The organism is Qipengyuania sp. GPGPB31 (assembly GCF_038396345.1).
GTDB classification, from domain to species: Bacteria; Pseudomonadota; Alphaproteobacteria; order Sphingomonadales; family Sphingomonadaceae; genus Qipengyuania; species Qipengyuania citrea.
Map to the genome: position 1 here is coordinate 1,074,947 of NZ_CP149572.1, position 23,801 is coordinate 1,098,747.

At 66.4% G+C, this 23,801-nt stretch carries 20 protein-coding genes, 1 pseudogene and 1 riboswitch; of the genes and pseudogenes, 15 read left to right on the forward strand and 6 right to left on the reverse strand.

Features of this window, described 5'->3' with window-relative positions; genetic code table 11:
* Positions 1 to 90 precede the first annotated feature (90 nt).
* From WKH79_RS05465 to WKH79_RS05480, 4 genes are all read left to right on the forward strand, one after another.
* Positions 91 to 1,011: a lysozyme gene (locus WKH79_RS05465; protein WP_341859854.1), complete on the forward strand. Its 921-nt coding sequence runs from the start codon at positions 91 to 93 to the stop codon at positions 1,009 to 1,011.
* Positions 1,012 to 1,088: 77 nt separating this feature from the next.
* A complete protein-coding gene (gene thpR, locus WKH79_RS05470) occupies positions 1,089 to 1,631 on the forward strand; it encodes an RNA 2',3'-cyclic phosphodiesterase (protein ID WP_269420799.1) in 543 nt (180 codons plus the stop codon).
* The gene (locus tag WKH79_RS05475; RefSeq protein ID WP_341859855.1) at positions 1,628 to 2,242 is read left to right on the forward strand and encodes a hypothetical protein; all 615 of its coding nucleotides are present in this window, start codon (positions 1,628 to 1,630) and stop codon (positions 2,240 to 2,242) included. The genes thpR and WKH79_RS05475 overlap by 4 nt, the downstream gene beginning before the upstream one ends.
* Before the next feature lie 148 nt (positions 2,243 to 2,390).
* Positions 2,391 to 4,634 carry a M3 family metallopeptidase gene (locus tag WKH79_RS05480; protein WP_341859856.1) on the forward strand — a complete coding sequence of 748 codons (2,244 nt, stop codon included), beginning with the start codon at positions 2,391 to 2,393 and terminating at the stop codon, positions 4,632 to 4,634.
* Here WKH79_RS05480 and WKH79_RS05485 read toward each other — a convergent pair whose 3' ends face one another.
* Genes WKH79_RS05485 through WKH79_RS05500 form a run of 4 tightly spaced genes read right to left on the reverse strand, consistent with a single transcriptional unit; the run spans position 4,635 to position 9,028 of the window.
* A complete protein-coding gene (locus WKH79_RS05485) occupies positions 4,635 to 5,363 on the reverse strand; it encodes an ABC transporter ATP-binding protein (protein ID WP_341859857.1) in 729 nt (242 codons plus the stop codon).
* Positions 5,360 to 6,313, reverse strand: a complete 954-nt coding sequence (locus WKH79_RS05490) for an iron ABC transporter permease (RefSeq protein ID WP_341859858.1) — start codon at positions 6,311 to 6,313, stop codon at positions 5,360 to 5,362. Before WKH79_RS05490 ends, WKH79_RS05485 begins: the two co-directional genes overlap by 4 nt.
* Positions 6,310 to 7,083 (reverse strand): ABC transporter substrate-binding protein, encoded by a 774-nt coding sequence (locus tag WKH79_RS05495; protein WP_341859859.1) that lies wholly within the window; start codon positions 7,081 to 7,083, stop codon positions 6,310 to 6,312. The genes WKH79_RS05490 and WKH79_RS05495 overlap by 4 nt, the downstream gene beginning before the upstream one ends.
* Before the next feature lie 37 nt (positions 7,084 to 7,120).
* Positions 7,121 to 9,028, reverse strand: coding sequence for a TonB-dependent receptor (locus WKH79_RS05500; protein WP_341859860.1), 1,908 nt, complete (start codon positions 9,026 to 9,028; stop codon positions 7,121 to 7,123).
* 89 nt (positions 9,029 to 9,117) lie between these two features.
* Positions 9,118 to 9,308: riboswitch (cobalamin riboswitch) on the reverse strand.
* 160 nt (positions 9,309 to 9,468) lie between these two features.
* Between WKH79_RS05500 and WKH79_RS05505 the strand changes: the two genes are divergently transcribed.
* The 11 genes and pseudogenes from WKH79_RS05505 (at position 9,469) to WKH79_RS05555 (ending at position 22,268) form a co-directional block, all read left to right on the forward strand.
* Entirely contained in the window at positions 9,469 to 10,557 is a 1,089-nt protein-coding gene (locus WKH79_RS05505) for a cell wall hydrolase (protein WP_341859861.1), read from the forward strand.
* A gap of 111 nt (positions 10,558 to 10,668) precedes the next feature.
* Entirely contained in the window at positions 10,669 to 11,016 is a 348-nt protein-coding gene (locus WKH79_RS05510; RefSeq protein WP_063505568.1) for a hypothetical protein, read from the forward strand.
* 317 nt (positions 11,017 to 11,333) lie between these two features.
* Positions 11,334 to 12,296: a malate dehydrogenase gene (gene mdh / locus WKH79_RS05515; RefSeq protein WP_063512386.1), complete on the forward strand. Its 963-nt coding sequence runs from the start codon at positions 11,334 to 11,336 to the stop codon at positions 12,294 to 12,296.
* Positions 12,289 to 12,777 carry a hypothetical protein gene (locus WKH79_RS05520; protein WP_160766624.1) on the forward strand — a complete coding sequence of 163 codons (489 nt, stop codon included), beginning with the start codon at positions 12,289 to 12,291 and terminating at the stop codon, positions 12,775 to 12,777. The genes mdh and WKH79_RS05520 overlap by 8 nt, the downstream gene beginning before the upstream one ends.
* Positions 12,778 to 13,668: a succinate--CoA ligase subunit alpha gene (gene sucD, locus WKH79_RS05525; RefSeq protein ID WP_050599025.1), complete on the forward strand. Its 891-nt coding sequence runs from the start codon at positions 12,778 to 12,780 to the stop codon at positions 13,666 to 13,668.
* Between the two features lie 97 nt (positions 13,669 to 13,765).
* Positions 13,766 to 16,598 (forward strand): annotated as a pseudogene (locus WKH79_RS05530) (2-oxoglutarate dehydrogenase E1 component).
* Between the two features lie 17 nt (positions 16,599 to 16,615).
* Complete coding sequence (odhB, locus tag WKH79_RS05535; protein ID WP_341859862.1) at positions 16,616 to 17,854, forward strand: 2-oxoglutarate dehydrogenase complex dihydrolipoyllysine-residue succinyltransferase; 1,239 nt, start codon at positions 16,616 to 16,618, stop codon at positions 17,852 to 17,854.
* A 10-nt stretch (positions 17,855 to 17,864) separates the two neighbouring features.
* Positions 17,865 to 19,277 carry a dihydrolipoyl dehydrogenase gene (gene lpdA / locus WKH79_RS05540; protein ID WP_341859863.1) on the forward strand — a complete coding sequence of 471 codons (1,413 nt, stop codon included), beginning with the start codon at positions 17,865 to 17,867 and terminating at the stop codon, positions 19,275 to 19,277.
* A gap of 49 nt (positions 19,278 to 19,326) precedes the next feature.
* Positions 19,327 to 20,127, forward strand: coding sequence for a hypothetical protein (locus tag WKH79_RS05545; protein ID WP_341859864.1), 801 nt, complete (start codon positions 19,327 to 19,329; stop codon positions 20,125 to 20,127).
* Between the two features lie 58 nt (positions 20,128 to 20,185).
* Positions 20,186 to 21,520, forward strand: coding sequence for an amidase family protein (locus WKH79_RS05550; protein WP_341859865.1), 1,335 nt, complete (start codon positions 20,186 to 20,188; stop codon positions 21,518 to 21,520).
* A 127-nt stretch (positions 21,521 to 21,647) separates the two neighbouring features.
* A complete protein-coding gene (locus WKH79_RS05555) occupies positions 21,648 to 22,268 on the forward strand; it encodes a trimeric intracellular cation channel family protein (protein WP_050599031.1) in 621 nt (206 codons plus the stop codon).
* Here the strand turns inward: WKH79_RS05555 and WKH79_RS05560 are convergent.
* Together WKH79_RS05560 and WKH79_RS05565 are read right to left on the reverse strand one after the other, a co-directional pair.
* Positions 22,265 to 23,008 (reverse strand): hypothetical protein, encoded by a 744-nt coding sequence (locus WKH79_RS05560; RefSeq protein WP_341859866.1) that lies wholly within the window; start codon positions 23,006 to 23,008, stop codon positions 22,265 to 22,267. The genes WKH79_RS05555 and WKH79_RS05560 overlap by 4 nt on opposite strands.
* Positions 23,009 to 23,121: 113 nt before the next feature.
* Positions 23,122 to 23,682: a hypothetical protein gene (locus WKH79_RS05565; protein WP_341859867.1), complete on the reverse strand. Its 561-nt coding sequence runs from the start codon at positions 23,680 to 23,682 to the stop codon at positions 23,122 to 23,124.
* Between the last annotated feature and the right edge of the window lie 119 nt (positions 23,683 to 23,801).

The following is a 23,801-nucleotide window of genomic DNA, read 5'->3' on the forward strand; positions in this document are numbered from 1 at the left end:
ACCGACACCGCGCCGGGTTCACGAAATCGCGTACCCCGGACCAGACTTGCAGGTGTCTTCATTCGAATATCAACGAAAGGTGCCCTGCCAATGGAAATGGACACCGCGCACAGGAAGCAACCATCAGGCCCCAACGGGCAGAACACAGCGCGAAACAACCGGAACGCCGATGCACTGCAGGCGATTCTCGACGAACTGGACCGGCCGCTCGACGCGGTCGACTGGTCGCATACGACATTGCGCGGCAGCCGCGGCGAAGGCCCGCGAAGCCTGCTCAAGCGGTTGCGCCGCGAACGCCAGCACCGCCGTGAATTGCGCCGTGCGCGCCGGGCCGCCGCACAGGCCTTCGATGTCAGGCCGCAGCTATCGACGCGCAAGCGGGCAACACTGATGCTGGGTGCGGGGGCGCTCGGCCTTGCAGCCTTTACCGGTCCACCCCGCCCAGCGCCCGTCGCCCCGTCCAATACGGCGGACATGACCGCGCAATATGCCGAAGGCGTGCGCAAGCCGGCACCGCTGCTGACAGCGAGCGACACGTTCAAACAGGCGCTGATCGAAGAAGAAGGCGTGCGCTACACCGTCTACCGCGATGTCGCGGGCTACCCCACGGTGGGCGTCGGCCATCTGGTCGAACCGGAAGACAGGCTGCGCGTCGGTGACCGGGTCAGCGAGGAACGGGTGCTGGCGTTTCTCGATGCCGATCTCGCCGAAGCCGAGGAAGGCGTGCGCCAGCTGGTCGGCGACCTGCCGCTGCACCAGCACGAATTCGATGCGCTTCTCGACCTGGTTTACAATGTCGGTATCGGCAACGTGTCGCCGAGCGAGAGCCCGCGGCTGAACGCCGCGATCGATGCCGGCGATTACGACGCGATCGCGGCCGAGCTGGACTATACGCATGCCGGCGGCCAATTCGCCAAGGGCTTGCAATATCGCAGCGAACGTCGCGCGAAAATCTTCATGGAAGCGGCCTATGAAGACCCGCGCGAGACGCCCGGGCTCGCCTCCACCTGATCGCTTTCAGCTAATCATCCACGGGATTTTCCGCCAAAGGCGGCGGACTTTCCCCTACCGTCCTGTAGACCCGAACCATGTACCACCGCCTTTTCGTCGGCATCCGCCCTCCCGCAGCGATCCGCGACGCGCTGATCGACCTGATGGAGGGCGTCGATGCGGTGCGGTGGCAGGATGACGACCAACTGCATGTTACGCTGCGTTACATCGGTGAGGTCGACGCCCATCTGGCGGACGAGCTGGCCGAGCGCCTGCGCGCTGCCGCCCTCCCCCGCTTCCGGATGGCGCTTTCGGGCACCGGTATCTTCGCCCGCAGTGGCCGCACGCATACGCTGTGGGCGGGCGTGGAACCCAACGTCACCTTGCAGCGCCTGCGGCGCCGGATCGAACAGATTTGCGTTGCCGCCGGCGTCGAACCCGATCACCGCAAGTACCATCCGCATGTCACCCTTGCGCGCACCAACCGAGCCAGCGGCTCGCTCGAGCCATTCCTGGCCCGGACCGCGGGCTTGCGTCTTGGTCCGTGGGAGGTCGATGCCTATCTGTTGTACGAAAGCTTCCTGCGTCCCGAAGGCTCTGTCTACGAGCCCGTAATGCGATATGCGCTGGAACCGGAATGAAACCGACAACCGCCTTTCCCCTGTCGCTGGCCCTTGGCTGCGCGCTCGCCGGATGCATGCCCGAGGACGAGCGCGAGAGCGAAGTGCGCGCCCACCTGCTTGCCGAAGGCAGCGCACAGCCCGACGATTGCCTGCTGCTGGTGTGGTCCACGCAGGAGGAACGCCGCACCGAATTCGACCGCGCGCACGATATCGTCGACGGCGGCGCGATTTCCTGCGCAACCGGCACCAGCGCGAGCCAGTTCGAGGCCGCGATCACTGCATTGCGCGCCGCAGCGCGCAGCGGCGACAAGGCGAAGCTGCTCCGCGAGGTCGGCCTGCCGCTGCTGTATATCGACGGCGATGGGGACCGCCGCGAGATCGCCGATCGCGCCGGGATCGAAGCCGTGTTCGACGAAATTTTCGATGCCGACATGCTTGCGCTGCTGGAACGGCTGGACCTGTCGCAAATGAGCGTGGCGAAAGACCAGGGCGGGTTTTTCGAACTGGGTGCAGTATGGCTGGTGGTCGACCGCGAAGGCGGCCGTCCGCGGTTGATGACCGTCAATCGCCGCGCGCTGGGCGAGGCGCGTGACGCAGCGTCTGCGCCAGCCGGTCGGAACCAGCGTTAGCGCGTGCCGTTCGACCAATGTAGGAAACGCGCCGACCGGTGACGTGTCCACGCTTGCGCGCGCGTGCCGGGGCGTCCATCCGCGCAAGTCATCTTCGCATTCCAGCGCCGGGCTTACCCGCCGGCGCGCCAATCCTGAGGGGAACACTATGAAGGCCCAGATACTGGCCACCGTCGCATCCGCCGCACTGCTGGCAGGGTGCTCCGCCGCTTACGGCGAAGACCTCGATACCATCGGCCAGCCGGACATGGCGGCCGCCGACCTGCCCGAGGCAACCGGCTATTTTGCCGCGGACAGCACGCTTCCCTTCCAGACGCCCGATTTCTCGAAGATCTCGGAAGACGATTACCTACCCGCTTTCGAACAGGGCATGGCGATCCAGAAGGCCGAGATCCAGGCGATCATCGACAATCCCGCACCGCCGACGATGAGCAACACCATCGTCGCGCTGGAAAAGTCGGGCCGCATGCTCGGCCGGGTGGCGCGCGTGTTCTTTGCCGTGACGGGGTCGAACACCACCGACCGGCTCGATGAGATCAACACCGAAATCAGTCCCAAGCTGACCGCGCATGGCGATTCCATCACGCTCAACCCCGAACTCTTCGCGCGGGTGAAGGCGGTGTACGACAACCGCGCCGCCATGGCGATGACCCGCGAAGACGCCAGGCTGCTCGAAGAGACCTACCAGGGCATGGTCCACGCCGGCGCGCTGCTGACCGAAGCCGAGCGCGAGCGGGTCAAGCAGATCAATTCCGAACTGTCCGAGATCACGACCGAATTCGGCCAGCAGGCACGCGCCGCAATGGCCGACCAGCCGGTCATCTTCGACACCCGCGCCGAACTCGCCGGGCTGACCGATTCGGACATCAAGGCGGCTGCCGACCTTGCTGCCGAAAAGGGCTATGCGGGCAAATATGCGATCGCGCTGCAGAACACGACGCAGCAGCCGCTGCTGCCGACGATGACAAATCGCGCCGCGCGCGAGAAGCTCTTCAAGGCAAGCTACAACCGCGCCAATGGCACGACCGCGATCGACACCCGCCCGCTGGTTGCCAGGATCGCCGAATTGCGCGCCGAGAAAGCCGCGCTGTTCGGTGAAGCCGACTGGGCCAGCTACGCGATGTGGGATCGCATGGCCGAAAAACCCGCCACCGCGCTCGGCTTCATGGAACGCATGGTCCCCGCGCTCGCCAACACGCAGCGCCGCGAAGCCGCCATGCTCAACGAAGCGATCGCTGCCGAAGGGGGTGATTTCGAAGTCCAGCCGTGGGACTGGTACCGCTATGCCAACAAGGTCAAGGCGGAACGCTACGACCTCGACGAAGACGCGATGGCGGAATATTTCCAGCTCGATACCGTGCTTGAGGACGGCGTGTTCTATGCCGCCGAAAAGCTCTACGGCCTGACCTTCCAGAAGCGCAGCGACCTGCCCGTCTATCATCCCGATGTAACGACCTACACGGTGTTCGACCGCGATGGCAGCGAGCTGGGTCTGTTCTATTTCGACCCGTTCCAGCGCGAGTCCAAGCGCGGCGGGGCGTGGATGAGCAACTTCGTCGACCAGAGCGATCTGTGGGGCACCAAGCCGGTGATCTACAACGTGCTCAACATCCCCAAGGCGCCCCAGGGCGAGGTGCAGCTGGTCAGCTTCGACAACGTCAACACGCTGTTCCACGAATTCGGCCATGCGCTGCACGGCTTCTTCGCCGACCAGCGCTACGAAAGCCTGTCGGGTACCGCGGTCGCGCGCGACTTCGTCGAGTATCCGAGCCAGGTCAACGAGATGTGGGCCACCTATCCCGAAGTGCTGTCGAACTACGCCAAGCATTACCGGACGGGGGAAACCATCCCCGCCGAGATGATCGAGAAGCTCGAGGCCGCCTCGAAGTTCAATCAGGGGTACGATTTCGGCGAAGTCGTCGAAGCTGCCCTGCTCGACATGAAGTGGGCCGCGCTGTCGCAGGCGGAAGCCGCCGCGATCGACACGCCCGAGAAGGTCACCGCCTTCGAACGCAAGTCGCTCGAGGAACTGGGGCTGGAAATCGACCTGGTGCCGCCGCGGTACCGGACGACCTATTTCAACCACATCTTCAGCTCGCCCAGCGGCTATAGCGCTGGTTATTACAGCTATCTGTGGACCGAGATGCTCGACCGCGACAGCCGCAAGTGGTTCATGGACAATGGCGGGCTCACGCGCGCCAATGGCGACCATTATCGCAAGACCGTGCTGAGCACGGGCGGGACCATGGACTATTTCGAGATGTTCCGGAACTTCGCCGGGCGCGAGCCCGACGTGACCCCGATGCTCGAAGCGCGCGGCCTGATCGCGGGTGACGAAGCGGCGGACAGCGAGGCTTCCGACGGCAAGCTGCCGCCGCGCACGGTCAACTGATCACCGGCTGACCAAGGCCCGGTGGCGCGGTTCGCCGATCCACCGGACGGGCACCTTCCAGACGCGCTCGATCACCTGCTGGTCGAGCGCGTCTTCGCATGCGCCGTCGGCGGCCACCACGCCGCGGTCGAGCACCACCACGCGGTCGGCATGGTTCATCGCATGCGCGAGATCGTGCAGCACGAGCACCACGCCCGCCCCGCCCTGCGCCGCCCGCCGCAAATGCCTCAGCAGCGCGAGCTGGTGCGCGATATCGAGCGCGGCGAGCGGTTCGTCGGCGAGGATCCATTGCGGTTCGCCCGCCAGCACCCGCGCCAGCAGGACCCGCGCAGTCTCGCCGCCCGACAGCGACTGCGCGCGGCGATTTTCAAGGTCCCGGATGTCGAGCGCGTCGAGCGCGGCACCGACCGGTGCCGCCAGCCGGTCGCCATGCGGCAGCCGGCCGAGTTCGACCACGCTGCGCACGGGCACATCCCATGCGATTTCATGCGCTTGCGGCAGATAGCCGATACGCCGTGCCCGCTCGCGCAGGGGCAGCGCGGCGATCTGCTGCCGGTCGAGAAACACCGCTCCGTCGCCGGCCGGAAGCAGCCCGGCAAGCGCTTCGAGCAGGCTCGACTTGCCCGCGCCATTGGGCCCGCAGATCGCGGTGATCGTGCCGGGTTCGAGGATCAGCGAGACCCGGTCCAACCGCTCGGCGATCGACAGCTGTGCCGCCGCCAGCCTCATGCCAGCCCCCGGCGCATGCGCAGCAGCAGCCACAGGAAGAACGGCGCGCCGAGCAGGCTGAGCGCGATGCCCAGCCGCAATTCGGTAACCAGCGGCAGAACGCGCACCGCGCTGTCAGCCACCAGCACCAGCAGCGCCCCCGCAAGCGCGCTGGGCAGGATCAGCTGCGAGGGCCGCCGATCGGTCAGCGGGCGGACGAGATGCGGCACGATCAGCCCGACGAAGCCGATGATGCCCGCCACCGCGACGCTGGCGCCCACGGTCAATCCGACCCCCGCAATCAGCAGCCACAGCAGGCGGTTGGTATCGACCCCCAGCGACCGGGCGACCGGTTCGCCCAGCGTCAGCGCATCGAGCGAGCGGCCGCTGCGCCACAGCACTGCCACCCCCAGCACCACCAGCGGCGCGGCCACCCAGACATCGCGCCAGCTGCGATCGGTCAGCGCGCCATTGAGCCACATGACGATCTCGCTCATCGCAAAGGCATTGGGCGCCATGCTGATCGCCAGTGCGGTCAGCGCCCCGGCAAGGCTGGCGACCATCAGCCCGGCAAGCGTGAACAGCGCGATCCCTCCGGTCCGGCCGGCAATCGCGGCCAGCAGCGCCATGGCGCCGCCCGCGCCGACCAGCGCGAAGGCGGGGAGCAGATAGGGCGCAGCGGCATAGCCGAACCACAGCGCGGCGACCGCGCCCAGTGCCGCGCCCGGCGCGATGCCGAACAAGCCCGGATCGGCCAGCGGATTGCGCAGATAGCCCTGCATGGCCGCGCCGCTCGCGCCCAGCCCCGCGCCGACAACGATCGCCAGCACCGCGCGCGGCAGGCGCAATTCGGCGAGGATGAGCGCGGCATTGGGCGTGCTTGCGGGGTCGAGCCACACCCGCCCCGCCAGCAGCGACAGGGGCAATGCGATGGCCAATAGTCCGGCGAAGATCGGAATCGCGCGGTTCACGATGCGGCCGCCCGGATCGCGGCCAACCGCTCGGCCGCCCGGATGATCGTGGGCCCGCCGCAATAGAGCAGGCTGGTATCGAACCGCGCCCGGTGCATATCGCCCAGGCGGCCAAGGACCGGATGCGACTGCCCCAGTTCGCCGCCTGCGATCAACAGGACCTCGGGCGGTGCGGCGACGACGTCTTCGAGGGCGACATAATCTGCCTGCAACAGCCCGCGCGCAGGGGCGGCATTGGCGAAGCCGGTGCGGACCAGCAGGTCGCTGACCAGTGTGTGCTCTCCGGCGACGATCCCGCCCGGCTGCCACAGCAGCGTGGCGACGCTTTCGCCCTCCGCGGGCGCGGCGGCAGCAAGTGCAGCGTCGATGCGGGCGATCAGGCGCGCGCCCGCGGATGCATCGCCCGCCAGCGCGGCGAGATCGCGGATCTGCTCTTTGCTGGCAGCGACATCGGCAGCGATATCGAAGGTGACGACCTCCATCCCCAGTTCGGCCAGCGCCGCACGGGTCGCTGGCGCGAGGAAACTGCCCGCGACTACCACGTCGGGATCGAGCGCGAGCACTTCCTCGACCGTCCCGCCAGTCGCCGCGAACCGCGCCGCGACTGCCGCTTCCATCGAGCTGGCGCGGGGGTCCTTGCTGTAGTGCGAAATCGCCAGCAACTGCCCGGGAGCCGCAACCTCGGCAAGGATCGCGTCGGTGCAGGGATTGAGGCTGACGATCGTCGGCCCGCGTTCGGGAGGCGGCGCACCGGCCCCGCCCCCGCGCAAGCGGCGAGCAGCAGGACCGATGCGACGATCAGCGGTTTCACATCTTCGCCCTGATCCCGCCGAACACGCTGCGTCCGGCAGTGCCGTAACCGGCCACGGTCTGGTAATCGGCATCGAAGACGTTCTCTACCCGGCCGAACAGCTCGAGATTGTCGCCGATCCCGAAGGAAGCGCGCAGGTCGAACAGTTCAAATCCGTCGAGCCGGTTGGTGTTGGCGCCATTATCCCAGCTCGGACCGACGATGCGCAGGTCCGCGCCCAGACCGAGGCCGAAAGCGCTTTGCCAGTCGGCGTAGATCGTCCCGAAATGCTCGGGCCTGCGCGCAAGGTCGAGCCCGGTGGTGCGGTCCTCGGCATCGACATAGGAATAGATCCCCGCCAGCCGCAGCCCGCGCAGCAGGTCGATGCCGGCTTCGGCCTCGACACCCTGCGCCCGCGCGCGCGCCGTGTTGAGATAGACACCCGACGGGCGCTCGGCAGTGAAGCCGAAGCCGATCAGATTGTCGCTGTCGCGGCGAAACCCGGTGAGCGCCAGATGCAGGCCCGAACCGCGCTGGCCCTTCTCGATCCCGAGGTCATAGCTGGTGCTTTCCTCGGGTTCGAGCTCGGTGTTCCCGTAGAAGGACAGCAGCTGGTAGAGCGTCGGCGCCTTGAAGCCTTCGCCCACGCTGGCGCGCAGCCGCCAGTCGCTGCCGAAGCCATAGCTGACATCGCCGCCGAAACTGACATGCGTGCCGAACTGTTCGTGGTCGTCCACGCGCGCGCCGGCATGCGCGGCCAGCCGACCCATCACCCAGCCAAGCTGCGCATAGGCGCCGCTGATCTCGGTTTCGGCCGAAGCATCGAAGCTGGTTTCGAACGCGGTCCATTCGTGGTCGCCGCCGAAGGCCAGCGCCAGTCCGCCCAGCAGACGGTATTCGCCGCGCAGCGAAACGCGTTCTGAGCTGCCGTCGCTGGCGAAGGTTTCGGTGCCTGCGCCATTGCGATTGGCGCGTTCGGTGTCCGAACGGCTGTAGGCGGCGCGCAGCGTGAGGTCGTTGCCGTAATAGGCCAGCCCGACATCGCCCCAGTAGCGGGTGGTCTTCTGCGTATCCTCGGTATCCGCAAGCACGAAAGCGGGTGCGGGGAAGCCATCGATCTCGACCTCGCCCTCGGCGAAATTACCATGCGCGAACAGCTCGAGGCTCGGTGTCAGATTGACGAAGGCGGTCGTGCCCAGCGCGAATTGCTGCGAACCGTCGGCCTCGGTGCCCGAGGCGGCTGCCGAAAAGCCGTCGGTTTCGTACCACGAACCGGTCAGGCCGATGAACACGCGATCATTGCCCGCGCCTGCCGCCGCACTGGCGAACAGCGTATCGCGCGCGCCGTATTCGATGCTGCCGCTGAGCCCGCGATCGGTCCGCGTGGAAATATCAATGACGCCGCCGACCGCTTCGGAACCCCAAATCGTGCTGTTCGAACCTCGCAGCACATCGATCTTGCCCGCAGTGCCGAGCAGCAGATTGCCGAAGTCGAACCCGCCCGAGGGGCTGGCCTGGTCGGCCACGCGCACGCCGTCGATCAGGACCAGCACCTGGTCCGAACTGGCCCCGCGCAGATTGACGCTGGTCACCCGGCCGATCCCGCCGCTGCGCGACAGCGACAGGCCGGGGACACGGTTCAATGCCCGCGCCGGGTCGGCCCCTTGCACCTGCTCGATCTCGTCGCGTTCGATGACGGTGACCGACTGGCCGGTGTTGCGCAGATCGGTGCCGAGCCCGTTGGCGGTAACCGTGATCACCGCCGCATCGCGCGGCGCCGCTGCCGGAGCATAGACTGCGGCCGGCGTGGCCCCTTCCGCATCCTGCCGATCGATGATCTCAGCGAGCGCCTGTTCGCTCGAGCTTTGCGCCAATGCAGCAGCGGGCACGGCCGAAGCCGTCAGGAAAAACAGGTATTTGTACACGTAACCTCCTATCACAGACGAAATGCCGTCCATGACGGGAGGGAGCAGTATTGCTCCTTCCACGTTTGCCTACGATACACCCCGCCCGCGGCCGAACGACAGTCATGGGCAGGTCTCCTGGCTCCCGGATCGACGCTTTCCCGCCGCCTTCCCGGGCCAGGGCCCAGTGGCATGTGGCGGGATCGCTCCCCGGTCACAGTTGCGGGGGCAGCGGAGGGTTTGCACCTCCTTCCCTCTTCGGGCCTGCGTGAACAGGCCAACCCGTGACTCGCCGAGGCGCTTAACGCGGGTTTTTGCAATGCACAAGAGACGCTCTTCGTTAAGCAAATATCTGTTAAGCATGGCGCGAGACCGGCGTCCCGCCGCGGGATGCCCCGCCCGTGCACCTGTAAGAATGGCGCGGGCACGCTATATTGCTGCGGCGCAGAACAGGACCGAACGTGAGCCAGAGGACACCAGCAGCGAGGGATCAGCGGCGCGCCCGGCGCGCGCCCTCGCCGCGTGCGCTGCGCCACGAGGCGCGCCGGCGCCAGCGCCGCAAGATCGCGGCCCGCGGCGGGTTGCTGGCAGCCGCGATCGCCCTGCCGACCTTTGCAGCGCAGGGCGAATGGTGGGATTTCGCCGGCGCCATGGGGAAGGTGGACGAACAGGCTGGCCTCACCGCCATGCCGTTCGAGACGCCGGGGGAAAGCTTTCCCGGTTCCGCTTTCTACTATCTCGAGGACGCGCCGCGCCTGGCGACGGACTATGCGGAGCTGCGCGGGGACGAAGGCGCGCTGGAAACGGTCGAGTTTGCCGAAAGCCACGGCGCGGGCGCCGCAGCCGAGGCCTTCCGCCAGGCGGGCAGCGGGGTCGACAAGGCGCGCGCGCTGCAATGCCTGTCGATGGCCGTCTATTACGAGGCGGCGAGCGAGAGCTACGGCGGGCAGCAGGCGGTGGCGCAGGTGGTGCTCAACCGGGTGGCGCATCCGGCCTATCCGGCAAGCGTGTGCGGTGTCGTGTTCCAGGGGGCCGAACGCACGACCGGGTGCCAGTTCAGCTTCACCTGCGACGGATCGCTCAGGCGCACGCCGGCGCGGCGCGGCTGGGCGGTTGCGCAGTCGGTCGCACTGGCTGCACTGGCGGGCGAGGTCTATCGGCCGATCGGGCTGGCGACGCATTACCACACCAATTACGTGAACCCCTATTGGGCGGCGAGCCTCGACTATATCCGCACGATCGGGGCGCATCGCTTCTACCGCTGGAAGGGCGGCGCCGGGACCGCAGGCGCCTTCACCGACGCCTATGCGGGCAGCGAACCGCTGGCAGCGCCCACCGTCCGCCGCGCCGATGTTCGCGAACTGGACAGCGGCCCCGTCTCGAGTGCTGCCACGGCCCGGACCGGCTTCGAGGCCGCCGCCCCGGCAGCCAGCGCAACCGCGGCCGCCGATACGCCGCGGGACGCGGGCAAGCTGCCGCAATCGGGCACCGTGCGCGAGGAATACGCCAATTCGGGACGCTGGATTTCGCAGCCCGGGCAGCAACCCTAAGGGATTGGCACAGGGGGGCCTTTACATCTCCCCAACCATGTCACGGAACCGAAGTTTAGCGCGCGCTGCGCTAGGGAGAACGTCCCCCAGTCGCTACACGAGGTTCCAGGCATGCCCCTCCATTTCGCTGCCGCCCGCTCCACCGCCCATTCGCCGATCGCGCGCGCATTGGCGAGGAAGGCCCATGGCAGGGCAGCGAACGACAATGGCGGGGCCGCGGGATCGTCGTCGCAGCCACCGGTAGCCGGGCTAGACCGCGCAATGCGCGCGGCGCTGCGCCATTTCGGCGCGCATGGCCTCAAGGCGGCGGAAACCGCGCGCGACATGGCCGAAGAGGCATTCCGTGCCGGTGACGAGGACAGCTATCGCTGGTGGCTCGGCATCTGCCGCACGCTCGACGCGCGCCTCGCGCGGCAACTCGAAAGCCGGGTGATGCCGGAAACCGCGCTGATCGGCTGACTTCGCGCGCTCGCTGAACGCCATCGCACGTTGGCTTGCCGCGTGCTTCGCGGGGCACCAGGACCACCGGCAAACCACCCCGCTCCCGGCCATGGTATCACGACGCGCACGCGCGCTTATTGCAATTGATAACTATTTGCAAACATAGTTTTGCGCCGCTTGGTATTGGCGGTTGCAATCGCTCGGGCACGGGCCTAGGGCGCATTCGCAATCGACCGGGTGCTGTGCCTCCTTTGCGGGACACGTGAAGCACGGCCCGCTCATCGGTCCGGGTATCATTACTGTCCCGCACGGCAGGAACAAGGACCCTCATTTCCATGGCACGCAAGAAGATCGCCCTCATCGGCGCCGGCATGATCGGCGGAACGCTCGCCCACCTCGCGGCGAAGAAGGAAATGGGCGACATCGTCCTGTTCGACATCGCCGAAGGCATGCCACAGGGCAAGGCGCTCGACCTCAGCCAGTGCGGCCCGGTCGAAGGCTTTGACGCCAAGATCACCGGCACCAACGACTATGCCGACATCGCCGGTGCCGACGTGGTGATCGTCACCGCAGGCGTGCCGCGCAAGCCCGGCATGAGCCGCGACGATCTGCTCGGCATCAACCTCAAAGTGATGAAGGCGGTCGGCGAAGGCATCAAGAACAACTGCCCCGACGCATTCGTCATCTGCATCACCAACCCGCTCGACGCGATGGTCTGGGCGCTGCGCGAATTCAGCGGACTGCCGCACAACAAGGTCGTCGGCATGGCCGGCGTGCTCGACAGCGCACGCTTCGCCACCTTCCTCGCCTGGGAATTCGACGTGTCGGTGAAGGATGTGAACGCCTTCGTGCTCGGCGGCCACGGCGACACCATGGTTCCGGTCACCAGCTACACCACGATCAACGGCATCCCGGTCAACGACTTCGCCAAGATCAAGGGCGTGTCGGCAAGCCGCATCGACGAAATCGTCGACCGCACCCGCAAAGGCGGCGGCGAGATCGTCGGCCTGCTCGGCAACGGCTCGGCCTATTACGCCCCCGCCACCAGCGCGATCGCGATGGCCGAAGCTTATCTCGGCGACACCAAGCGCATCCTGCCCTGCGCCAGCTATGTCGAAGGCAAGTACGGCCTCGACGGGCTGTATGTCGGCGTACCGACGATGATCGGCGCGGGCGGCACCGAAGAGGTGATCGAGATCGAACTCAGCGACGAGGAAAAGGCCAACCTCAAGGTCTCGACCGACGCGGTCGAGGAGCTGCTCGAAGCCTGCAAGGGCTTGGATAGCAGCCTTGCTTAAGCGTGCTTTGATCTTTCTGGGTAGTGCGGCTTTGCTTGCTGCGCCGGCGTCGGCGCAGCTTCGCGAGGCTGCGCTCCCGGACATTTTGCAAAGCTACAAGGATTGCTTCGCGGCAACCGACAGCGGTTCGATTTCCGCATCGTCTCTCGAAGAGCTCGGCTGGGCACGCGCAACGATGCGCGACGGCGATGGCAGCACGATCGAAGATGGCCCCATCATCTACGGCCACAGCGAACGCGCCCCGATCATCATTCTGAGCAATCTCAGCAGTGATGGCTTCTGCGTGGTCAATGCCCGTATCGAGAGCTTCGACACCTACAACGAATTCAAGGCTGCCTTTGGAGGCAAGCTTCCAGACGCGAACGAAAACGGCGAAATCCTGTTCGGTGCCCAAGGGCGCATCGTTCAGATCGCCCCCACAGGATCACGTGAAGCCCCGGCCATGCGACTGGTCGTGGGAACCCGAACGGAGAACAAGTGAATGTCCATCCTCGTAAACAAAGACACCAAGGTCATCACGCAGGGCATGACCGGTGATACCGGCACGTTCCACACCGAGCAGGCGCTTGCTTATGGCACGCAGATGGTCGCGGGCGTGACCCCCGGCAAGGGCGGCAGCGAGCATATCGGCCTCCCCGTTTACAACACCGTGTCCGAAGCCAAGGCCGAAACCGGTGCGACCGCTTCGTGCATCTACGTCCCGCCGCCGTTCGCCGCGGATTCGATCCTCGAGGCGATCGACGCCGAGATCGAGCTGATCATCGCGATCACCGAAGGCATTCCCGTACTCGACATGGTTCGCGTCAAGCGCGCACTGCAGGGCTCGAAGTCGCGCCTCATCGGCCCGAACTGCCCCGGCGTCCTGACCCCGGGCGAATGCAAGATCGGCATCATGCCCGGCAGCATCTTCAAGAAGGGCAGCGTCGGCGTGGTGTCGCGCTCGGGCACGCTGACCTATGAAGCCGTCCACCAGACGACGCAGGTCGGCCTCGGCCAGACCACCGCAGTCGGCATCGGCGGCGATCCGGTCAATGGCACCAATTTCATCGACGTGCTCGATCTCTTCCTCGACGACGAGGAAACCGAATCGATCATCATGATCGGCGAAATCGGCGGCAGCGCCGAGGAAGAAGCCGCCGAATTCATCAAGCAGGAAGCCGCCAAGGGCCGCAAGAAGCCGATGGTCGGTTTCATCGCCGGCCGCACGGCGCCTCCGGGCCGCCGCATGGGTCACGCGGGCGCCATCGTCTCGGGCGGCCAGGGCGGCGCCGACGACAAGATCGCGGCCATGGAAGATGCGGGCATCCGCGTCTCGCCGAGCCCGAGCGAACTCGGCACCACGCTCGACGCACTGTTGAAGGAACACGCCTGACATTCGGCGCGGACCCCCTCCTCCCCGGGACCGTCCGCGCCGCTGAGGCATTGCCATAGAGAGCCGACAGCAGGTCGGCGCGCGAAAGGTGACCCGGATGGGTAACGAAAGCCACGATTTCCTTCCCGAAATGGGTGACCAGGAAGGCCCGCAGCCGGGCCCGAGCTGGGGCAACCCCAAATGGCTCGCCGAAGTGGTCGACAGCGGGGCGGATCTGACCGCCGCGCTCGACCCCACGCAGATGCGTGCGGCGGTTGCGCAGGCGGCTCAGAAGGCGGGCAAGACGCTCGACCCCAAGGCGATCGAGCAGGCGGCGGACGATCTCGATCCGCGCCATGCTGCTCATCCGGCTCTATCGCGTGCGCGGCCATCTGGCCGCCAATCTCGATCCGCTGGGCCTGTCGCATCGCGAGGTGCCCGAGGACCTGACGCTCGAATGGCACGGTTTCGACGGACAGGAAGGCCGCGAGGTCTATGTCGGCGGCGTGTTCGGCTTCGAATGGGTCAAGGTCAGCGAGCTTTATGACGCGCTGCGCGCAACCTATTGCGGCAATGTCGGCCTCGAATACATGCACATCACGGATACGGAAGAACGCCGTTTCCTGCAGGACAAGTTCGAGACCCCCGAAGACACGATCCAGTTCACCGAGGAAGGCAAGAAGGCCATCCTCGCGGCAGTGATCCGCGGCGAACAGTACGAAGCCTTCCTCGGCAAGAAATACGTCGGCACCAAGCGCTTCGGTCTCGATGGCGGCGAAAGCATGATCCCCGCGCTCGAAGCGGTCATCAAATACGGTGGCCAGCTGGGCGTGCGCGAAATCATCTACGGCATGGCCCACCGCGGCCGCCTCAACGTGCTCGCCAACGTCATGGGCAAGCCGTACAAGGTCATCTTTCACGAATTTTCGGGCGGCAGTGCCAATCCCGACGACGTCGGCGGTTCGGGCGATGTGAAATACCACCTCGGCACCAGCACCGACCGCGAATTCGACGGTATCAACGTGCACATGTCGCTGGTTCCCAACCCCAGCCACCTCGAGGCGGTCAACCCGGTGGTGCTCGGCAAGAGCCGTGCGCAGCAGGCGATCCGCGACGATCTCAAGCAGCACGAACAGGTCCTGCCCGTGCTGCTGCACGGCGATGCGGCCTTTGCCGGCCAGGGCATCGTCTGGGAATGCCTCGGCTTCTCGGGCGTGCGCGGCTACAACACCGGCGGCTGCCTGCACTTCGTCATCAACAACCAGATCGGCTTCACCACCAGCCCGCAGTTCGCGCGCTCCTCGCCCTATCCCAGCGACGTGGCCAAGGGCGTCCAGGCGCCGATCCTGCACGTCAATGGCGACGATCCCGAAGCGGTCACCTTCGCGTGCAAGCTGGCGGTCGAATACCGCCAGACCTTCGGCCGCGACATCGTGATCGACATGTGGTGCTACCGCCGCTTCGGCCACAACGAGGGTGATGAGCCCAAGTTCACCCAGCCGCTGATGTATGACGAGATCCGCCAGCACCCGAAGGTCAGCGCGATCTATTCCGCGCGGCTCGAGGACGAAGGCGTGATCGAGAAGGGCTTCGCCGACGGGCTGATCGCCGAATTCACCGATCACCTCGAAAAGGAATTCAAGGAAGCCAAGGATTACAAGCCGGACCAGGCCGACTGGTTCGGTGGCCGGTGGTCGGGCATGAACAAGCCCGCCGATCCGGAAACCGCCCGCCGGAACGTCGAAACCGCGATCGAGAAGAAGCTGTTCGACAGCCTCGGCCGGACACTGACCACGACCCCCGACGACCTGACGATCCACAAGACCCTGGGCCGCGTGCTCAAGGCCAAGGAAGACATGTTCTCCAGCGGCGAAGGGTTCGACTGGGCCACCGCCGAAGCGCTTGCGTTCGGCAGCCTCGTCACCGAAGGCTTCGGCGTGCGTCTGTCGGGCCAGGATTCGGGGCGCGGCACGTTCAGCCAGCGTCACGCCGTCTGGGTCGACCAGAAGGACGAGCACAAGTACATCCCGCTGACCACGCTGCCGCACGGCAAGTTCGAGGTCTATGACAGCCCGCTGTCCGAATACGGCGTGCTTGGCTTCGAATACGGGTTTGCCATGGCGGATCCGAAGAGCCTGGTGATGTGGGAAGCGCAGTTCGGCGATTTCGCCAATGGCGCGCAGATCATGATCGACCAGTTCATCGCCGCCGGCGAAGCCAAGTGGCTCCGCGCAAACGGGCTCGTCCTGCTGCTGCCGCATGGCTACGAGGGCCAGGGCCCGGAACACAGTTCGGCGCGTCTCGAGCGCTTCCTGCAGCTGTGCGCGAACGACAACATCCAGGTCTGCAACATCACCACGCCCGCCAATTATTTCCACGTGCTGCGCCGCCAGATGCTGCGCAGCTTCCGCAAGCCGCTGGTAATCATGACGCCGAAGAGCCTGCTGCGCCATCCGATGGCCAAGTCGGACGCGGCCGAGTTCATGGGCGATCACCACTTCATGCGGATCAAGTCCGACACGAAGACCATTCCCGACGAGAAGGTGAAGCGCCTCGTACTGTGCAGCGGCAAGGTCGCCTACGACCTGCTACAGCGCCGCGACGAGACCGAGCTCGAAGACGTCTCGATCGTGCGGATCGAGCAGCTTTACCCCTTCCCGGGCGAACCGCTGGCAAAGCGTCTGAGCCGGATGACCAATCTGGAACAGATCGTCTGGTGCCAGGAAGAACCGAAGAACAACGGTGCATGGTTCTTCGTCGATCGCCTGATCGAGGAAGCGGCCGAAGCCGCCGGCAAGTCGGGCATGCGCCCGTGCTATGCGGGACGCGAAGTCGCTGCCTCGCCCGCCACGGGTTACGCCAGCCGCCACCAGGTGCAGCAGGAAGCCCTCGTCAACATCGCACTCGGACTGAACGGCACCGCGCCCAACGTCCGCAGTGACTGCAAGTAACTCGGGAAAGCGAGATTATGGCCACCGAAGTCAAAGTTCCCACGCTGGGTGAATCGGTCACCGAAGCGACCGTCGGCGAATTGCTCAAGAACGTCGGCGATGCCGTTGCCGTCGACGAGCCGATCGTCAGTCTCGAAACCGACAAGGTCGCGGTCGAGGCCCCCTCGCCCGTCGCCGGGGTGATCAAGGAATTCAAGGTCGCGGTCGGTGACACGGTCGAGATCGACGCCATCATCGCGGTGATCGAGGAAGGCGCCGCGCCCGCCGCCAAGGGCGCCGAGGCCGGCCGTGCGCAGGAAGAGCGCGAAGAAGGCAAGCAGGAACGCGCCGACACGCCTGCACCTGCACCCGCCGCTTCGTCGGACGCCGCGCAGACGCTTTCGCCGGCTGTGCGCCGCGCAGTGCTCGAACACGGGGTCGACCCGTCAACGATCAAGGGCACGGGCCGCGATGGCCGCCTGACCAAGGAAGACGTCATCGCCGCCGCCAACGCCAAGCGCGCCGGCGGCAGCACGCCGGCATCCTCCGCCCCGGCACCCGCGTCCACGGGCGGCGAACGCCGCGAGGAACGCGTCAAAATGACGCGCATGCGCCAGACCATCGCCAAGCGGCTGAAGGGCGCGCAGGAAAGCGCCGCGCTGCTGACCACCTTCAACGACGTCGACATGTCGGCGGTGATGGAGGCGCGCGGCAAGTACAAGGACATGTTCGCCAAGAAGCACGACATCCGGCTCGGCTTCATGGGCTTCTTCGCCAAGGCCGCCTGCCTGGCGCTGAAGGACGTCCCCTCGGTCAACGCCTATATCGAGGGCGACGAGATCGTCTATCACGACTATGTCGACATCTCGGTCGCCGTGTCGGCACCCAACGGCCTCGTCGTTCCGGTCATCCGTGACGCGCAGGACAAAGGTTTCGCGCGGATCGAGAAGGACATCGCCGATTTCGGCAAGCGCGCCAAGGAAGGCACGCTGACGATGGACGACATGAAGGGCGGCACCTTCACCATCTCCAACGGCGGCGTGTTCGGATCGCTGATGTCGACGCCGATCATCAACCCGCCGCAGAGCGCCGTCCTCGGCCTGCACCGCATCGAGGACCGCCCGGTCGTGGTCGACGGCGAGATCGTCATCCGCCCGATGATGTATATCGCGCTGTCCTACGACCACCGCCTGATCGACGGCCGCGAGGCTGTCACCGCACTCAAGATCATCAAGGAAGCGATCGAAGATCCGACCCGGATGCTGATCGACCTTTGAGGAAAGAATAATGGCTGAATACGACTACGACGTCCTTGTCATCGGCGCTGGCCCGGGGGGCTATGTCGCTGCGATCCGCGCGGCCCAGCTCGGCCTGAAGACCGCCTGCGCCGAAAGCCGCGACACGTTGGGCGGGACCTGCCTCAATGTCGGCTGCATCCCGTCGAAGGCGATGCTGCACGCGTCGGAATACTTCAACGCCGCCAGCAACGGCACGATGGCGGAGATGGGCATCGAGGTCATGCCCAAGCTCGATCTCGACAAGATGCATGCGCAGCGCCGCGATGCGGTCGAGGGGCTGACCAAGGGCGTCGCTTTCCTGTTCAAGAAGAACAAGGTCGACTGGAAGAACGGCCACGCCACCTTCCAGGACGCGCATACGGTCAAGGTCGGTGACGAAACGGTCACCGCGAAGAACATCATCATCGCAACCGGCTCCTCGGTGACCCCGCTGCCCGGTGTCGAGGTCGATAACGACAAGCAGGTGGTGGTTGATTCCACCGGGGCGCTCGAACTCAACGCAGTGCCGAAAAAGATGGTCGTCATCGGCGGCGGCGTGATCGGGCTCGAACTCGGTTCGGTCTGGTGCAGGCTCGGCGCGCAGGTGACCGTCGTCGAATATCTCGACAAGCTGCTGCCCGGCATGGACGACGATGTTCGCAAGGAAGCAGCCAAGATCTTCAAGAAGCAGGGCATGGAACTGCGCCTGTCGACCAAGGTCACCGGCTGCACGGTCAAGGGCAAGAAAGCCACGCTCACGCTCGAACCCGCCGCTGGCGGGGACGAGGAAACGCTCGAGGCGGATTGCGTGCTGGTATCGATCGGCCGCCGCCCGAACACCGATGGGCTGGGGCTGGAAAACATCGGTCTGGAAACCAACCAGCGCGGCCAGATCGAGATCGATCACGATTTCCGCACCAAGGTCGACGGCGTTTGGGCGATCGGTGATGTGGTGCCGGGTCCGATGCTGGCGCACAAGGCCGAGGATGAAGGCATTGCCTGCGCCGAGAATGTCGCCGGGCAGACGGGCATCGTGAACCACGATCTCATCCCCGGCGTGGTTTACACCTGGCCCGAGTTTGCCGGTGTCGGCCTGACGCAGGAAGAAGCCATCGAAAAGATGGGCGGCGACAAGTCCAAGGTCAAAGTCGGCAAGTTCCCGATGATGGCCAACAGCCGCGCCAAGACCAATCACGAACCCGACGGCTTCGTGAAGATCATCGCCGAAGCCGAAAGCGACCGCGTGCTCGGCGTCTGGGCGATTGCCAGCGTTGCCGGGACGATGATCGCGCAGGCGACCCAGGCGATGGAATTCGGCGCTACGTCCGAAGATATCGCCTATACCTGCCATGCCCACCCGACGCATTCCGAAGCGATCAAGGAAGCGGCGATGGCGGTCCAGGGCAAGCCCATCCACGTCTGATCGGGTGGCTGACGGCGCGGCCCTTCCTGCGACGAGCAAGGACCGCTGAATGGCCGGGCGCGCGGCGATCATGCTCGCGCTCGGCATTCCCGTAGCTGCGGGACTGCTCTACCTCGTGCTGGGCAGCGCACCGCTCGCCTATCCCTTAGCCAACGCACTGGCCCTGCTCATAGCTGTGCCGATCGCGGCGTTTGCGCCGCTGCGGCTTGCCGAGCGCGAGCGGCGCGTCCTTACGCTGGTCCTGCTCGCCCTGTTGTTCGTCCCGCTAGTCAGCGGGCCCCATCTCGGCGCAGTGGCGCGATGGCTGCCCCTGGGGCCGGTCAATTTGCATGCAGGGGCGCTTGCGCTGCCCGCGCTGGTCGTGCTGGCAGCGCGAGACGAGGATTACGCTCCACCGATCCTGCTGGCCGCGCTGCTCGCCGCCAGCCTCCAACCCGATGCCGCGACCGCGCTTGCCGTGATGATGGCCGCCGTGGGGCTTTACAATGCCGGCCAGGATTGGCGCATGGTGCCCGTCGCGGGAATAGCCTTTCTTGCCAGCATCGGCGCGGTGCTGCGCGGCGAACTGCCCGCACAGCCCTTCGTCGAGCGCGTGCTGGTCGATCTGGCGCTGCGCGAGCCGCTGGCTGCACTCGGTCTCGGCATGGCACTGCTTGCCGGTTTCCTGATGTTTGCGCATGCCCTGCCCGCGGCAAAATCCACGCGCCATGCGCTGGCGGGATCGCTGTTCGGCTTTTCGCTCGCGGCGTTCGTGTCGAATTATCCCAGCGTGCTGATCGGCTACGGCGCCGCGCCGATCCTTGGATATGGGCTCGCGCTGGCGCTCGCGCGGCATACGCGCCAGGATTAGAACAGCGCGATTGACCACGCTGGCCGCTTGTCCGACATTGGGGGCAAGAGGAGACAGCATGGGTTACCCCGCACTTACCGACAAGCCCGGCGCGATCGCCACGGCAACCGCCATTCGCAATGGCGAGATGTCCCCATACGAGGCCGTGGAAGCGGCCATCGCGCGGATCGAACGGCTCGATGCGCACATCAACGCGGTGGTGGCCACCGACTTCGACCGCGCGCTCGAGCGCGCGCGCACGCTGACCGACACGGGGATCGCCGCCGACCAGCCCCTGTTCGGTGTGCCCATGACGATCAAGGAAAGCTTCGATGTCGAAGGCCTTCCCACCTGCTGGGGGCATCAGGCCTATGCCGACAATATCGCGAAAGCCGATGCCCGCGTGGTCAGCCTGCTGAAGGGCGCGGGCGCGGTTATCCTCGGCAAGACCAATGTCCCGCCCGACCTGGCCGACTGGCAATCGCGCAATCCGGTCTACGGCCGGACCAACAACCCGCATGATGCAGGCCGTTCTCCGGGCGGATCGTCGGGCGGCGCGGCGGCGGCAGTGGCCAGCGGCATGGTCGCGTGCGACTTCGGCACCGACATCGGGGGGTCGGTCCGCGTGCCCGCGCATTTCTGCGGCATCTGGGGGCACAAGAGCAGCTGGGGCCTCGTCCCCTTGCAGGGCCATGTGCACCCGCAACTTGCCGGCAGGAATGCGCATGATGGCGCGCTGGGCATTGCCGGCCCGCTAGCGCGCAATGCGGCCGATCTGCGATTGCTGGTCGAACTGACCCGCTCGGTCCCGCTTCAGGCAAGCGGCAAGCCGCTGAAAGACTGCCGGGCGCTGCTGCTGCTCGACCACCCATCCTGCCCGACCGATGCAGCGGTGCGCGCACCCATCGAAGCGGCCGCGGCAGAGCTCGAGCGCGCGGGCATGGCCATCGACCGCGCAAGCGAGCTCGTCCCCGATCTGGCAACCGAGCATGCCGAATATATGCGGATGCTCAATGTCGCGATGGCGCGCGGCATGCCCGGGCCCGGCGGCAAGCGGGCCAGCGCCAGCGACTGGTTCGACATGCTCGACCTGCAGGCGCGCAGCGAGAATGCCTGGGCCCGCCTGTTCGCAGTTTACGACTTCGTGCTAGCGCCCCCCGCCCCCGTCCTCGCGGTCGAACACAGCGAAGGGCGCGTGTTCGATGGCCCCGTGATGATAAACGGGACGCAGCAGCCCGGTGGCAGCACGCTGTGCTGGGCGGGGCTCGCGACCTATCCCAACCTGCCTTCTACCGTCCTGCCTGTGGGCGAAACCGGCGGGCTGCCTTGCGGAATGCAGGTGATCTCGCGCAGGTGGGCCGATCTCGACTGCATCGCCGCGGCGGAGTCGATCGGCACGATACTCCACGGCTAGGGAGCCTCGACGACATGGAATACCAGCGCGGCCTTCAGCGCCCTGCCCGCAAGCGGAAACAGCAGCCGGGCCGGATGGCCGGCGAGGACGCGATCGTGCCAGGGCACGGCGCGCACGCGGCTATCGCATGAATCCCGAGGTCCTGACCCCCCTGCTCGACTGGCTCGATCTTGCCGGCGTCGCCATCTTCGCGCTGACCGGTGCGCTGGTGGCGGCGAAGGAGCGGCAGACCTTCGTCACGCTGGCATTTTTCGCGCTGGTCACGGGGGTTGGCGGCGGCACCGTGCGCGACCTGCTGATCGGTGCCCCGGTGTTCTGGATCCACGATGGCGGGGTGGCCGTGGTCTGCCTCGCGGTCTCGCTGTTCGCGTGGTTCATCCCGACGAGATGGTGGGCCGGCCGGTTCCTCTCGATTGCCGACGGCCTCGGGCTGGCGGCCTACGCCGTGCTTGGCGCGGCCAAGGCGCTCGAATATGGGATACCGCCCGTAACCGCCGCGCTGATGGGCGTGATCACCGGCTGCGTCGGCGGGATCATCCGCGATGTGGTGGCAGGGCGTCCATCGATCCTCATGCGCCCCGAACTCTATGTCACCGCCGCCGCGCTTTCCGCCAGCGTTACCGTGCTGGGCGATCTGGCAGGCATCCGCCGCGAATGGGTGTGGGTGGCTGCAACCGCCGCGGGATATGGCCTGCGGCTTGCGGCGATCCGCTGGAACCTCGCGCTGCCGGCCTACGGCCGCGACTAGCCGCCGGTGCCGCGATAGGCGGTCCCGTATTCGAGATCCCCGTCGATCACGTCGTCGCCCGGCAGGGGGCCGCCCGGATAGGCAGGCTGCGCGCCATCGGCCCGCGCGCGTGCCGCCGCGTAGACGTCGGCGCCGTATTGCCGGTCGGTCGCCGGCTGATAGCCGTAGCTGCCTGCCCCGCCCGCGTCGTAACTGGCCATGCCACTGCCGTAATCGATCCCATCGATCCGCCCGTCCGGTCCGATCCGGCAAGTGAAGGCCTGGCCATCATACATGCGGCCATCGACCCTCCAGCCACTCGCATCGCGGTTGACCGCATCGACCGTGTCGACCCGCGCATCGCGTTCGATGGCTTCGACACACATCGCGGCGGCGCGGTCGAGCCCCCGTGCATCGTCGGCGCGATCGGTGTCGCGGCGGGGATCGGGATAACGCGCATCGCGCGGGTATTCACGCTCGTCCGACTTGTCGACCGCGCTGGCGACCGCAGCGATGCCGCCGATGATCAGCAGTCCGGTGAGGATGTCGCCGACATCGGTCCCGCGGTCGCGGTAACGGCGATCGCGGTAGCGGCGATGCTTCGCGGCATCGTCGTCGCCCGGGGTCCAGGCCGGAGCCGCGGCAACCGGCTGGGCTATCGCGGGCGGGATCGGCAGTTCGGCCGCCTGCGCGGGCATGGCCACCAGCGAGGTGGCTGCCAGCAGCGCCGGCAGCGCGGCAATGGATGGTCTGGTCAGCATATGGATCCCCTACGGTCGCGCGCTCACCCCGGCACGCGTATGGCAATACGGCAAGAATGGGCGGCCCGGGCTAAACGAGGCCTGAACCGCCCGTGGTGGTGCGTGCAACGCGATCAGCGCAGTCCGCGAATACCGCTGTAGTCGACATCGGCAACGCGGCCGCGTTCGATGTAGCAGGTGAACTTGCCGCTATCGCGGGCGCTGTACCGGTCGCGGCGGCGATCGTAGCGCGCATCGCGGTAACCGCGCTGGCCATCGACAACCATCGTGCCCCTGACCTTCCAGCCATAGCGCGTGTCCTTCACGCTACGGATATCGGTGACCGACGCGTGGCGATAGCCGGAGCGGCGCGCATCGACCTGTGCGGCGTTGACGCAGCGCTGCACTGCGGCGCGCGGATTGCCGCGCCTGGCGTAGGCATCGCGGCGGTAGTCATTGTCATAGCGGTAGGCGCCGCCATTATAGCCGTAGCGGTCGCGGTTGCGGTCCTTGCTGGCAGCACCGGCGATGGCAGCAATACCGCCGATGATCACTGCGCCGGCGATTACCTCGCCGACCGAAATCCCGTCGTCGTCGCCGCGTGCCTGTGCCGGTGTGGCACCCGCCAGGGCCATTGCCCCGACCGTTGCCGCTGCGATCCCACCCTTCGCGAACGTTTTGCTGAACTGTTTCATCTCGAGGGTCTCCTCATCAGGGCCGCGGCGGGAATGCCCCGGCTGTGAGAATCGGTCTAGATGAACGGGCGTGAGACGAGGCTGAACTTGGACGACAGCCTTTGTTCAGTTTAGGCGAC